Source organism: Limisphaera ngatamarikiensis (assembly GCF_011044775.1).
Classification (GTDB): Bacteria; Verrucomicrobiota; Verrucomicrobiia; order Limisphaerales; family Limisphaeraceae; genus Limisphaera; species Limisphaera ngatamarikiensis.
The window spans coordinates 314-13,894 of the sequence record NZ_JAAKYA010000042.1; the positions used below are offsets into that span (position 1 = coordinate 314).

Annotated in this window: 8 protein-coding genes; 4 read left to right on the forward strand and 4 right to left on the reverse strand. The window is 62.2% G+C overall.

Annotated elements, in window-relative coordinates; genetic code table 11:
- The first annotated feature begins 51 nt into the window (after window positions 1–51).
- The 4 genes from hisH (at window position 52) to glnE (ending at window position 5,704) form a co-directional block, all read left to right on the forward strand.
- Entirely contained in the window at window positions 52–672 is a 621-nt protein-coding gene (hisH, locus tag G4L39_RS05910; protein ID WP_165106671.1) for an imidazole glycerol phosphate synthase subunit HisH, read from the forward strand.
- A gap of 157 nt (window positions 673–829) precedes the next feature.
- Window positions 830–1,459 (forward strand): superoxide dismutase, encoded by a 630-nt coding sequence (locus G4L39_RS05915; protein ID WP_165106672.1) that lies wholly within the window; start codon window positions 830–832, stop codon window positions 1,457–1,459.
- A 211-nt stretch (window positions 1,460–1,670) separates the two neighbouring features.
- Window positions 1,671–2,681, forward strand: a complete 1,011-nt coding sequence (locus tag G4L39_RS05920) for a glycosyltransferase (RefSeq protein ID WP_165106673.1) — start codon at window positions 1,671–1,673, stop codon at window positions 2,679–2,681.
- The gene (gene glnE / locus G4L39_RS05925; RefSeq protein ID WP_165106674.1) at window positions 2,678–5,704 is read left to right on the forward strand and encodes a bifunctional [glutamate--ammonia ligase]-adenylyl-L-tyrosine phosphorylase/[glutamate--ammonia-ligase] adenylyltransferase; all 3,027 of its coding nucleotides are present in this window, start codon (window positions 2,678–2,680) and stop codon (window positions 5,702–5,704) included. The genes G4L39_RS05920 and glnE overlap by 4 nt, the downstream gene beginning before the upstream one ends.
- A 1,918-nt stretch (window positions 5,705–7,622) precedes the next feature.
- Here the strand turns inward: glnE and G4L39_RS05930 are convergent.
- The 4 genes from G4L39_RS05930 to xseB form a co-directional block, all read right to left on the reverse strand.
- Window positions 7,623–9,179 (reverse strand): NHL repeat-containing protein, encoded by a 1,557-nt coding sequence (locus tag G4L39_RS05930; protein ID WP_205880823.1) that lies wholly within the window; start codon window positions 9,177–9,179, stop codon window positions 7,623–7,625.
- A gap of 470 nt (window positions 9,180–9,649) precedes the next feature.
- Window positions 9,650–10,843: a hypothetical protein gene (locus tag G4L39_RS05935; RefSeq protein WP_165106676.1), complete on the reverse strand. Its 1,194-nt coding sequence runs from the start codon at window positions 10,841–10,843 to the stop codon at window positions 9,650–9,652.
- A 103-nt stretch (window positions 10,844–10,946) separates the two neighbouring features.
- Window positions 10,947–12,977 (reverse strand): 1-deoxy-D-xylulose-5-phosphate synthase, encoded by a 2,031-nt coding sequence (locus G4L39_RS05940; protein ID WP_165106677.1) that lies wholly within the window; start codon window positions 12,975–12,977, stop codon window positions 10,947–10,949.
- A gap of 22 nt (window positions 12,978–12,999) precedes the next feature.
- Complete coding sequence (xseB, locus tag G4L39_RS05945; RefSeq protein ID WP_165106678.1) at window positions 13,000–13,308, reverse strand: exodeoxyribonuclease VII small subunit; 309 nt, start codon at window positions 13,306–13,308, stop codon at window positions 13,000–13,002.
- Window positions 13,309–13,581: the final 273 nt, after the last annotated feature.

The window sequence follows — 13,581 nt, forward strand, 5'->3', positions numbered from 1 at the left end:
TGCCACTCCGGGCTTGGCCGGGCGGTGCCGGGTCTTTTACGCTGCCGGACTGTGATTGCCTTGGTGGATTACGGCAGCGGCAACCTGCGCAGCGTGTTCAAGGCGTTGCGCCACGTCGGGGCGGAGGTGCGGATCGTTCGGCGTCCCGAGGAGCTTCGGGACGCGCGCGCGGCGGTCTTGCCCGGTGTGGGCGCGTTCGACGATTGCATTCGCGCTCTGGAGCGACAGGAGCTGCTCGGGGCGTTGCGGGCGTTTATTGCGAGTGGGCGGCCGTTTCTGGGCATCTGCGTGGGATACCAGGCGCTCTTTGAGCGGAGCGAGGAATTCAACAGTTGTGCTCTGGGCCTGGGGTTGTTTCGCGGCCGGGTGGTCCGGTTTCGCGAGCAACCCGGTTTGAAGATCCCCCAGATCGGCTGGAACCAGATCGAGATTCTGCGCCCGGACTGCCCGCTCTACCGGGGTATCCCCTCCGGCTGCCACGTGTACTTTGTGCACAGCTATTTTCCCCGGCCGGAGTCGGAATCCATCGTGGCCACACGCACGGTGTACGGAGAGCCCTTCGCCTCCTCCATCTGGTCGGACAACGTTTTTGCCACGCAGTTTCATCCCGAAAAGAGCCAGCGTGTGGGCCTGCGGCTGCTGCGAAATTTTGTGGATCTGGCCGGGGATTGAGCCGGGCGGGTCCGCCTTCTTGACCGATCCGACAACTGTGCTTTCTTTGGAAGACCCTTGCGGTTGGGTGGCGCGCCCGGCGTGGAAGCCGCGCGCTGGTGGCAAGGGCGGACGAACTGAAACTGAAAACCGAGAAAAACACAAAACGGACACGACTATGGCACACGAACTTCCTCCCCTGCCCTATCCGGCAGATGCGTTGGAACCGCACATTGACCGGCAAACGATGGAGATCCATCACGGCCGGCATCACAAGGCGTACGTGGACCATTTGAACAAGGCCCTGGCAGGCCGGTCGGAGTTGGAGGCCCGGTCGTTGGAGGCCCTGTTGAAGGATCTTGCCTCGGTTCCGGAAGAGATCCGCACCGCCGTCCGCAACAACGGGGGTGGTCACTGGAACCACACGTTCTTCTGGCAGATCATGGCCCCAAACGCCGGGGGCGCGCCCACGGGCAAACTGGCCGACGAAATCCAAAAGGCCTTCGGCAGCTTTGACGAGTTCAAAGCCCGATTCGAAGCTGCCGGGCTGGGCCGGTTTGGCAGTGGTTGGGCGTGGTTGGTGGTCAACAACGGCAAACTGGAAATTGTATCCACCGCCAACCAGGACAACCCCCTCATGGGCCGGGCCATTGCCGGTTGCGAAGGGGTTCCGATCCTCGGTGTGGACGTGTGGGAGCACGCGTACTACCTGAAGTACCAGAACCGCCGCGCCGACTACCTGAAGGCCTGGTGGAATGTGGTGAACTGGCGCGAGGTGGAGCGGCGATACGCCGCTGTGACCGGTTGACCGATCGCATCCTGCATTCGGTCGGACCCCCTCTGGGGAGGTCCGGCCTTTTTCTTTTGGCTCGGCGGGCCGGGACCCGAGTCAAAGCGCACCGCGTGGCCCTACAGGAGACAGACGCAATACAGGCCCCTCTCCCCATGGCCTGACCGGCGAAGGCGGTTTGCGGATTGAACTTTGCTCCGGGCAGCCCCGCCCCTAGGCTAAAGCCGGCGTGAACACGGCCTGGCCCAGCGTTTCGGTCATCATCGCCGCACGACCCGAGCAGACCGAGATTCGTGCGGTGCACGCGGCACAACGACTGGATTATCCCCGCGATCGACTGGAGATCCTGGTGGCGCGGGGGCGACAACCCTCCGTCCAACGCAACGCAGCCCTCCGGGTCGCCCGGGGTGATTTGGTGTATTTCCTCGATGATGATTCCGAGCCCCTGCCGGGTAACCTGCAACGGGCGGTCACCGCCTTCGCCAGGGACCCGCAACTTCAGGTGATCGGCGGGCCGAACCTTTGTCCCGAGGACGCCCCTGAACAGGAGCAGGTTTTTGCCGTGGTTTTGAGCAGTTGGCTGGCCTTTGGCCCCAGTCGCGCTCGATACGCCCCCGTGGGCCCGCCGCGCTACACCTCCGAGAAGACCTTGATCCTGTGCAACCTCGTGGCGCGGCGGCAGACCCTTCTGGACCTGGGTGGATTCGACGAGACGCTTTATCCCAACGAGGAAAACGCGCTCCTGGACGCCATCCAGCGTCGGGGCGGCCGCCTTTGGTACGATCCGGATTTTTTGGTCTATCGCCGACCGCGCCCGGACTTGCGTCGGTTTGCCCGGATGTTGCTGACCTACGGTCGGGGTCGCGCGGAGCAGTTCCGGCGACTGCCGACGGCCGGCTCGGCCCTCAACTTCGTCCCCCCTTTGTTTGTGCTTTACCTGGGCGTGCTGCTGGCGGGAGCGCCCCTGGGCTTTTGGAGTGCAGGTGGTTGGGGGCGATGGGCCACCGGGCCGCTCGGGCTCTACGCGGTTTTGTTGTTGGGTCACGCCATCCAGCTATGGCGACGGCATCCATGGCCCAGGGTCTGGCGGGCTGCGCTGTTGATCGTGGCCGCACACTGCCTGTATGGAGCCGGGTTCTGGCGCGGCTGCTTCACGCCCCTGCGCCCCCCCGGTTCCAAGACAACCCGCGAGGTGATCGTGGAGTCTGTCCCGCTTGAAAATGCAGAGGTGGGGGCATGAAACGGTTGAGCGTGTGGGAACCTGCCCTGAAACGTTCGCCCGACCCGGCCCGGGCACGACAACATTGGGAGACCTTGTGGGACAGCCCGGCCCGGGAGTTCTTGGAATCCGCCGATGAAGAGCAGGCCCGCGTTCTTTCGATCCTTTTGGCAGGATCGCAGGTTTTGCCGGGATGGTTGGCACGCCACCCGGAATGGCTGGAGGACCTGAGACCGGATGAGCTCCGTCATTCCCGGCGACGGCAAGGGCTCGAACGGCAGCTGCAGGAGGTTCTGGCCCGAGCCGGTCAGGGGCTGACTCCCGCGCTGGCAGCAATCCGGCTTTTCAAGCAGCGACAGCAACTGCGCATCGCGGCCCGCGACCTGGCCGGACTGGCCACGGTGGACGAGGTGATCCGCGAACTTTCCGATCTCGCCGATGTCTGTCTGGGAACCGTTTGGCAGCTTTGCTGTGGGGAAATGCTGCGCCGGCACGGTACGCCCTGGGAACAGGATCCCGCCGGCCGGTGGCGCCCCATCCGCGCCTGTGTCCTGGGCATGGGCAAACTGGGCGGACAGGAGCTGAACTATTGTTCCGACGTGGACCTGCTGTTCGTCTACAGCGAGGAGGGACTGGTGCTGACGGAACCTCCCCGCAATCGCCGTCCCGTCGCGGCCAGGTGGACGGCCCACCAGTTTTTCCAGCGACTGGCGGAGTTCTTCATCGAAGAGGTGACACGCCTCACCTCGGAAGGCGACCTGTACCGGGTGGACATGCGACTGCGCCCGGAAGGCGACAGCGGCCCGCTGGCGCGCTCCATTGGCAGCTATGAGACCTACTATGCCCAGTGGGGACAGACATGGGAAAGAATGATGCTCATGAAAACGCGCGGCGTGGCCGGAGACGCCGAGGTGGCCGCCGAGTTCATTGAAACCATCCAGTCCTTCCGATACCCGCGGTCGGTCAGCCCTTCCGTACTGGAGGAGGTGGCCGCAGTCAAACAGCGAATTGAGAAGGAGGTCCTCCGGCCGGATGAACTGGACCGAAACGTCAAGCTCGGCCGGGGCGGCATCCGCGAAATCGAATTCATCGTGCAGGCGCTGCAGCTGTTGCACGCCGGCAGGCAACCGTTTCTGCAGGTGGCCCAAACCCTGGTGGCATTGGAAAAGCTGACGCAATACGAGCTCCTGCCCCGCCAGGCTGCCGCAGACCTGGCCGCGGCCTACCGTTTTCTGCGGAAGTTGGAGCACCGGCTGCAGATGGAAGCGCACCAGCAAACCCACCTCCTGCCGACATCCGAGCGCGACCTGCAGCGGCTGGCCGCGCTCATGGGGCTCCCGGACGCCGAGGCGCTCCGAACTCAGTACCGCGAACACACCAGCCGGGTCCGGGCCCTCTACGAAAATTTGCTCCCCACGCCGACACCGTCAGTGCAAACTCCCCTGCCCTTTCCTGACCGGTTCGCGGGTCGGGAGTCGGAATGGAAGCAGATCCTGGCGCAACGCGGATTCCGTGAGCCCGAGCCGGGCGTGCGGCGGTTGCGCGAGTTTGTGGAGGGACCGGGTTTCGGTCACGTTTCCTCCCGGACCACGGAGCTGGCCTGGCGCCTGTTGGAACGCTTCTTTGCCCTGTGCCCCGGGCCGGAGCAACGGGAAAACCTCCCCAACGCGGCCGGCGAACTCCTGCCCGAGAGACGGGTGCTTTCGGACCCCGACCGGGTGCTGGTCCGGCTGGATTCCTACGTCCAGGCTTACGGTGCGCGGGCCACGTTGTTTGAAACGTGGCACAGCAACCCGGCCTTGTTTGACCTGCTGCTGTTGTTGTTTGATCGGTCCGAATTCCTGGCCGAGGCGGCCATCCGGACACCGGACCTGGTGGAGGACCAGGTCCTGAGCGGCCGACTGCGCCGACGGCGGTCGGCAGAGGAAATCCTCTCGGACCTGCGGCTGGGAGGCGATGAACCCGATCCATGGGCCTGGCTGCGAAGGTATCACCAGGCCGAGCAAATGCGCATCGGACTTCGCGATATTCTGGGCCTGGCCGATCCGGAGCAGTACCTCGAGGAACTGACCGCCCTGGCCGAAGCATGCCTGCAATTTGCCCTGGAGGTGATCATGCGACGCCACCGACTGCGGCGACCGCCATTTGCCGTCATCGGCCTCGGGAAACTCGGTGGAGGGGAGATTGATTACGGATCGGACCTCGACATCCTGCTGGTTTCGGCCACCCGTCACCATGCTCCCGACAGACTGCAGCGGTGGGCAGCCGAATGGATGGACCTTTTGAACCGCCGCACCGAACTGGGCCTGGTGTTTGTGATGGATGCCCGGCTGCGGCCCGACGGCGAAAAGGGCTTGCTGGTCAACACCCTCGAGGCTTGTGAGGAGTATTACCGCCGACGCGCGCAACTGTGGGAGATCCAGGCCCTGACCCGCGCTCGCGCCGTGGCCGGCGACCGTGAAGTCGGTGCAGCGTTTGAGTCCCTGGCGGCTGCGCTGGCCAATTTTCGGCCGGAACACGTGGCGGCCGGGTTCCCCTGCCGCACGCTCTCGTCCGGCAGACGGCGCCACAACCTGTCAGGAACAGGTCTCGCTGCCTGGGGACCGGACTGGAGGGAACGAATCCACAAGATGCGCATGCGGATCGAAAAGGAACGCACGCCCCCCGGCCAGGACGACCTGGCGATCAAGACCGGGCGCGGCGGCCTGATGGACGCCGAGTTTATCGCGCAAATGTTGTGTCTCCAGGAGGGTTGGCATGAACCCAACACGGTGCGGGCCCTGCAGCGGGCCGCCGAAGCCGCGCTTCTTCCCGAGGGACCAAGATTGATCGAGAATTACCGGCGTCTGCGGCGCGTCGAGGGCGTCCTGCGCCGCTGGAGCTACGAAGGGGAATCGGTCCTGCCGGCGGATCCGGCTCCGTACCGGAGGGTATCGGTCCGGTGTGGATTCGAGTCGCCCGAGGCTTTCCGCAAGGCACTGGCCGAGTGGCGCACCGCCATCCGCACCGTGTATGAGCAGGTCTTCTGCGCTGCGCGACCTTAGCGGGCCCTCCCAACTGCCCCCGAAGTGCCCTGGAGCGTCTTCAACGCCGGGCAGGATCACACCATGGCAGACTCTCGGACTTGGTATCAACCGGGCGGGTGGGGCTGTCGTGAGAGGTGCCTGTGCATTGAAAGCATGGGGTTCAGCTTGGCGGCGCAATTCCGGCAACCGTTCTCAACGGCTTTTCCACCGCTCCCAAGGCGTGAACGCCATAGCCGGGCTCTTCTTCCTCGCGGTTTCAGCTGCCCACCGCCCGTTTTCGCACCGCGCCCGGCTGGTGCACGCGTTTGAGGTGGAAGGTCAGACAGACCAGCGTCCATTCCCACGACACTTCCTGCAGCCCTCTCAACTAGAACAGCCGAAATCTCTTCATGCTCCTGACGACCCCGAACACCGGTTCCACTCTGGTTCCAGAGGGTCGGCGGGCTTGCTGTCCAGGCCGGTCCGCGTGCCTTGGAGAAAACCGGGATCTGTCCTGCAGTTTTGGCACAGACCCGCGATCTGGAGGCGCGTCCGCCCTTGGCCTTCCGAGTACCGGACTTCGACAATAGCGGGGATTCCCTCGACCATCTCCGGGTGCCTTGGCTGGGCCAACGGCCTCGGCCAGGGGCTTTTGACCCGGATGCAGCCGTATCGCAGGAACGACAATGCACATGTCGAGGGGCGCAACCGGACGCGAATGCGAGAGCACTGCCGGAACGAACTGCTATGACAACAGCACGGTCGCTCTACTAATCAACGCTCTGTACACCGCTTTGGGGCGGTCGCAGAACTGACTTTGGTAACTTTCGCATCGAGCTGTCTGCTGATGTCCGGCTGGCCCGGGTTGATTCCTCGTGAAGTCGAGCAGATCGGTTACGGTAGCGACAGACGCGTTTGTCCAGGACGTGACAGGCTGAGCGTGGGTGTTGTCGTGTGTACCGAGTCGGGGTCATGGTGGGGCTTCAGCCAGACGCTGGGAGCTCGTGGGCCAATTCATTAAAACCTGGGGGCCAGGGCGAAGAAGCGTCGGATGTGGGTGCCACCCCGGCGTTGCTAGAGCTCACAGGGAAAGTGTCCGTGCCGATTCGTCCCGGCATGTGAACACCGGGCGCCGGCCTTCATGGTGGGCTTGTGGGGATTCCCCGTCAGAACCTGTTGAGAATGGCAACACATGGTTAGCGTGTGCCAATAACGGGTTTGGTATACTGGAAACCAAGGGGCTAATTGGGAACTACGAAGGGTTCTTCCAAGCTTGGCGGCGGCGTGGGTGAGCCTCCGGCGTCCAACCTGCTTGGAGAGTGTTCTGCCCTGTCGGACAGGAGGTGGGGTGTTTGTTTTGGTTCAGCATGGTGGCTGCTCGTTGCGTTCGTGATGTTGAGTTTTGTGGTAGCGCGCCGACACCCACGTCCTGCCTTTGGACGCGGGGCCCTCTTCGGCCAGGACTGTGGAATGTAATCTGGAAGGTCCGGGCGTACGGTTTGTGGACTCTGGCTCTCATCACCGTGCCGGCGGCCCTAAAGGGGTCGTCGGAGGTTGAGCTTGTAGTCAATGAACAGTTTGTATGTATGGGGAGAAGCCTGGCCACCTCGGCGTAGAAAACCCGCTGAAATGTCCCGACAAAGGCCCTGTGAACACACCTGCCCTCGCTCATCAACGCCCGGTCGAGAGACCAGAGCAGAATGTAGCCGAGATCCTTGCGTGAGAGTCCTCGGCTGCACACGCTACGGGAGGCGGTCAGCGGGCCGGTCTCGAGCGGTGCTCCTGGCGGTTCTCAAAGAGGAGGGAAAGCCCCAGGAGCTTCACGCCCATGCGGCCTCCGTGACGACGTTCGCCAGGCGCTCCGACTGTGCTTGGAAACATTCCCTTTCCCGCTCCCCGGAGCGATACGCGCTCGTCAGTGCGAACATTCGGTTTCGTGGGCCTTGCGCAACGATTCTTATCTCGGCGTCCATCGGTAAAGGACGTTTTTGCCTCTGTAATCCTCTTCGACGAGAATCACATACTCGCCATTAGACCTTTTAAACGCGCTGATGGCCTGAACCATATCGATCCATCCATGAGCAGTGCCGACCACGCCACCTGGCCTTAATTCCCCCACAAACGAACCGTTGTCCCGACGATAGATCCGGACCGGAGGATTGTTCCCCTCGCCCACCCCGCGCCAGACATAGGCAACAAACAAGTAATCCCCCGCGATGTCGATACACTTGGGCATAATCATCTCCGGGGCGCTGCCGCCCGGCCAGGTCTTGAACGGAATTTTCGTTCGCCAGCGGGGCTGGGGAGCCTTGGACCAATCGTCGTAGGCGAAGATCTCCGTGCCGACCAAGCCCCACGCTCCCCCTGGATCCGGATGATCATGGGTGAATCCGGTGAGAATCATCGTGTCATTGCTGGGATCATAGACAATCCTCTCAACCGAACGAAATTCTGGAGGAATGGGGAACGTCTTCCGCGGTCCGTAGATCGGTATACCTTCACGGTGGAAGCCGGTGAGCGGCTCGCACACAATCTGGGATCCCTCGGTGTACCAGACGTTTGCTCTGGAGTCAGCCCAGTACGCCCACCCGGGGCCTTTTCGCAAGCCGGTATCGAGTGCGATTTCTCCATTTAGATTGGTATTCCAGTAAAAGATTGACATTGGCCCAGTCTGCATGCCGCTCACAAACAACAGACGGTGACCGTCGACCTCTCGAATCCGGCCCATACCGGCGGGATCCTTGCGCGCGTCCTCGGGGTTCCGGTCAAAATCGGCCGTAACCGCATAGAGCTTCCATGCACGTTGGCCGGGCGGGGCGTTGTAGTCGTACTTTATGATCTCCTCCCGGCCGTAGATCACAGTACCCTCACTGCTGGGCAGGATGGAGGTGGCATCCACGAAAAACAGGCTTTGGACTTCCCAGACCAGCTTCCTGTTCCGATCGTACTTGCGGATGATACTCATGTTCTTGCCGAAAGCGACGTAAAGGTTTCCCTCAGCGTCGGTACCTGCCCCCCGAATCGCCCACAGCTTGAGCGGCTCGCCCTCCACAACGCCCGGGATGCCGGCCCGAAGGCCCCCCCGCTTGCCAAACTCCGCTTCGAGTCGGGGGGCACCGACTAGGTTGTAGAAGAGCACCTGACACCGGGTGCCGTTGTCGCAGACGATCAGGCGGCCGTCGTGAGCAATCGAGATGTCGGATGGATCTTCCAAGCCTTCGATGACTTCCGCTCGCGGGCTGCCGTCGGGATTGAAGGCTCGCACTTCCTTGCCGATCCTCAGCCAGATTACACCATTCGTGGCCACCGCCACATCGGCCGCCCCCGGCACTTTGAACGACCCAATAAGATCGAAATCGGTGGTTCTACGGAGCTGAACATCCCCCGTTTCCATGATGATGTAAAGCACACCGCTTCGGGTTGTCATGTCAACGGCCTTGCCCCCCACACTGGTCTGGTCGACGTAGCCGCTGTCCTCCCGGCGGAAGCGGAGAAGCTCGCCTTCGGTGTTCACAACATACAAGTATTTCTCGTCGGCCGCCACGGCTTTTCCCGCCGTGCCCCAGCCCCACGCCTTATGCCCCCCCGGCCGTCGTATTGCTTGAACAGCCGGCGGTTCACATCGCCATCCTTGTAAGCCCCAATGCATCTACCGGCCTCATCCCATTCGGAAGAGCAGTACACGGTTCCGTCTGGTGTCACGGCAACTTCGATGATGAAGTTCTGCACCCACCGCTCGTCTCCCCCGGGAAAGGTGTTACCGATCCACGAGATCGAGTAGTTCAATTCCTGGCCCTGGCTTTGGCCTGGGAACCCGGCAAGAGAACCCAGCAGGAGGCCCGGGACTACTAAATTTCCAACGTGCGCGATCGGTATTTTCATGTTTGTCAGGTTGATCAATTTTCTATGACAAGCACTTGCTTTTACCAGCGTGTTGCTCTTGTCGACTCGTGCAGTTTCCTCGATTATGAATAGCTCTTGATGCTATTGTGATGCCGAAGCCTGCTCCGCGAGAATTAGCAAAAATGCCTCGGAAGCGTGCCATATTTGGGGTGCGGAGGTTCGTTGCTTCACATAGGCGGGCGAGACAAGCTCCATTCCACTGTAATCGGCCTGGCTGGCCCGGGACTCCCATGTCAGCGGGTAGTCACGATTGCTCAACGGGCTTTTCCTGGTTCCGTGAAAATGGTCACAGGCCCAGCCCAGATACGGGTACGCGCCGCGGTCGTCACTATCGTTTCCGGGAACGTGTTGCTCCCGGTAATCCATCCAGAACAGCGCGCTGTAGCTGTCGGCGACTCTCGGCACGGTGTAGGGATCGGGCAGGCCGAGCGCACGCAGGCCGTATTTCAGCCACTTGGTTTGATACACGGGGTGTTCGGCGAAGTCGGTGCGACCGAGAATGTATTTGCCCTCGGCACCGGTCTTCTCAAAGCGCTGCACTTCGGCCAGCACCTTGGGCACAAGTGGGTGGTTTCTGTCGGAAACCAGCGAGATGAGAAATAGGACCTGACCGAGATTGTCCGGCTCGGTCTCGCCGTTGTTGTTTCGGTCAAAGGGATCGCGGAGCCCGAGAATCCGCGGCTTCAGGAGGTCCAGGTTTCCCGTCTCCTTCAGGGCGAGCGCTGCCATGGCAGCGTCGCGATACCATGGTCTCTGATACACGAAGAAATTCGGCACGGGTCCGGCATCGGTTAAATTGACAAGAATTTCCTGATGTAAAACGCGCAGCACACGCGGGAATCTTTTGCCCGCAAAGTCCGGCAGTCTTACAGGGGATCGAGTTCCGTCCAGTGCTATGCGCTGCCCATCCTGCTCCAGCCACACGGCCTCCGAATCCTCGCGCAGGGTGATGAAGGTGCCGTCCTCCGTCTCAATCGAAACGGTGTAGTCCGGCGGGACGATGATTTCGCGCCGCACCTTCCACCGTTGCAACTCGCGCCCGCTCCTCGCGTCGAAAAGAATGCCGTCCCGGTAAAGTAGTTTCGTGCGTGCGCCCATTCCGAAAAGGAAAAATGTCACGTCGGGAAGCTCGCGCGTACCGCCGTACGTTTGGCGGCAGGCATTTAGTTCTGCCCGGTACTTCGCGAGGGACTGCAGAGCCCACTGTTCCGCGAGCACGGAAGAGCTAGCTGTGAAGCAAACGGCAAGAGCTGTAATTCTGAGACTGATGTTCATGGGAGAGGCTCTGAGTGATCGAACGCTTTTTGCCATGACTGCATCTCTGAGTTCCAAGCTTCTCAGCCCGCCATATGTTTCAACCCAGGGATCCGCCAGACTGTCAGGAGGCTCGCAGCGCTCCGGGCAGAACCGTCGGAGCTGTGTCCAACTCGAGCCCGCCACCCCCTGCGCGTTCGTATGCCGCCCGGATCTGCTCCACCAGCCGTTCCGGCGTGAGCCCGTATTTCTGCCGGAGATGTTCCACGGTGCTGGCGTGCTCGATGAATTGATCCGGCCAACCCAGTCGCACCACGGGCGTGGTGATGCCACGGTCACTGTAAAGCTCCAACACGGCGGAGCCGTATCCGCCCATGAGCACATGATCCTCCAGAGTGGCCACCACATCGGCCGTGCGGCCGAAGAACTCATGGGTCCCGGCATCGAGGGGCTTGAAAAACCTGGGATTGATGAGGGCAACGTCCCACCCTTCGGACCGAAGCAGCTCGGCTGCGCGACGGGCCACCGATTGCATGTTGCCCAGGGCAAACAGCGCCGCCCTCGGGCGGCCCTGCCCGCGGAACGGTTCCAACACCTCGGCCTGTCCGATGGGGATGGGTTGGGGCTGTTCCTTGATGGGAACGCCCTCAGCGGGTCCCCGGGGGTATCGGATGAAACACGGATGCGACTGCAGGGTCGCCGTGAAGAGCATGTCCTGGAGCTCGTCCTCGTCCTTGGGGGCCATGCCGATCACATTGGGCAGGCAGCGCAGGTAGGCAATGTCGAACAGCCCGTGGTGCGTCGGCCCGTCGTTGGCTGACAGACCGGCGCGGTCCATGCAGAAGATCACCGGCAGATCCTGCAGGCAAACGTCATGATGGATGCAATCGTAGGCGCGCTGCAGGAAGGTGGAGTAAATGGCGCAAACGGGGCGCATGCCCATGGTGGCCATGCCGGCGGCAAAAATCACAGCATGCTCCTCCGCAATGCCCACGTCGAAATAACGATCCGGGAAGGCCTTCTCGAGGTATTTCAGTCCGGTGCCGCTGGGCATCGCTGCGGTGATGCCCACGAGGTAGTTGTTTTGCCGGCAGAGCTTGACCAGGACCTGACCGAAGACATCCTGCCAGTTGGGGGGCGTCCCGGGTTTGACCGGCGGTGAGTCGCCGGTGCGGATATCATAGGGACCCGATCCGTGGAATTTCTCCGGATTCTTGATGGCCGCTTCGAAACCCCGCCCTTTCTGGGTCAGGACATGAATCACCACGGGCTCCTGACAGGTCTTGGCGAACTCCAACGTGGTGATCAGCATTTCGAGGTCGTGCCCGTCAATGGGGCCGAGGTACCGCAGTCCCATCTCCTCAAACAGCACCGGGTTGCCGTAGCCGCCGCGGCCGTCGGCTCCGGCAGCAGGATCCTCCCCTTCACCCGCCGGACGCAAGCCCAGGCCCGCAAGGGCTCCTTTGAAACCCTCCTCCGCCTTGTGAGCCAGCTTGAGCGCCAGCTCGCCCTTGGGCAGACGCAACAGGAACTTTTGGAATTCACGGGAAAAGGCGTTGTAACGCGGGTGGGTAATCAGTCGGTTCAGGTAGTTCGCGATGGCACCCACGTTGCGGGCGATGCTGTAGGCATTGTCATTGAGAATGCCGATGAACCGCCGGGTGGTTTGGGCAATGTTGTTTAGTGCCTCATAGGAAATGCCGTTCGTCAACGCAGCGTCCCCGAAAATGCACACCACGTGCTCGTCGGTCCCCAGACGATCCCGGGCCGCACACATGCCCAGGGCCGCCGACAGCGCGGTCCCGGCATGACCCGCCCCATAGCAATCGTGCGGACTTTCACTGCGGCTGGCAAATCCGCTCAGCCCGTTCGTGGTCCGGATGGTGTGGAACCGGTTTTTCCGGCCCGTCAACATCTTGTGCACATAGCACTGGTGGCTGACATCCCAGACAAATTTATCCTTGGGAGTATCAAACACCCGGTGGAGTGCCAGCGTCAGCTCCACAACCCCCAGGTTGGGGCCCACATGACCGCCATTGACCGAGAGCACCCGGATCAGTTCCTCCCGGATCTCCTGCGCCAGCACGGTCAATTGCTCCAGCGTCAGGCTTTTCACATGCTGGGGGCTGTCCACCATGTCGAGGTAGCGGCTCATACTCAGTGTTGAGTTCCTGGGGTCAGGTTTCCGGCGGTCCGGCCTCCCTGGAATCGGCCTCATCGACCGGTTCCCCGGGTCCGAACGGTCGGAGCCGGAATTGGCCTTCTGCCGCCTTCTCCAGCTGCTGGACCTTCAATTCTGCTTCGGCCAGCTTGCGCGCGCACAAGGCGGCCAGTTTCATCCCCTCTTCATACCGGGCCAACATCTGTTCGAGCGGCATCTGTCCGCCTTCCATCGCCTCCACAATGGATTCCAAACGTCCGAGAGCTGCCTCGAACGTCAGTTCCTCGGAAGCCGCGGGGGCGTCAGATTTGGGCGTCTTGGCCATATTTCTGGCGCAGCATAGGCCAAGGAGTGTCGCCCGTCCAGTCCCGCAACGGCATCCAACGGGCCCGCACTGCCCGAACCCGCAGCCTTGCAAAGGCCCGGGAAACGGTCGCAGGCCCTTGCTGCCGAAGGCGCAGACACGTCGCAGGCGGCCACCCGAGCGCGCTCGTGGCCGGTGGGCAGCCCGGACCGTCGAACCGCAGCGCCGGAACCAGCCGGCCTCGGCCGGCACGAGGCCGAACATGGTAGGGGGTACCCGTGGTGAAACGGTTGG

What these genes read in the sequence shown, in the direction of transcription:
- G4L39_RS05915 (WP_165106672.1), top strand. Translation starts at nt 830, where the DNA reads ATGGCACACGAACTTCCTCCCCTGCCCTATCCGGCAGATGCGTTGGAA.
- glnE (WP_165106674.1), top strand. Translation starts at nt 2,678, where the DNA reads ATGAAACGGTTGAGCGTGTGGGAACCTGCCCTGAAACGTTCGCCCGAC.
- G4L39_RS05935 (WP_165106676.1), bottom strand. Translation starts at nt 10,843, where the DNA reads ATGAACATCAGTCTCAGAATTACAGCTCTTGCCGTTTGCTTCACAGCT.
- G4L39_RS05940 (WP_165106677.1), bottom strand. Translation starts at nt 12,977, where the DNA reads ATGAGCCGCTACCTCGACATGGTGGACAGCCCCCAGCATGTGAAAAGC.
- xseB (WP_165106678.1), bottom strand. Translation starts at nt 13,308, where the DNA reads ATGGCCAAGACGCCCAAATCTGACGCCCCCGCGGCTTCCGAGGAACTG.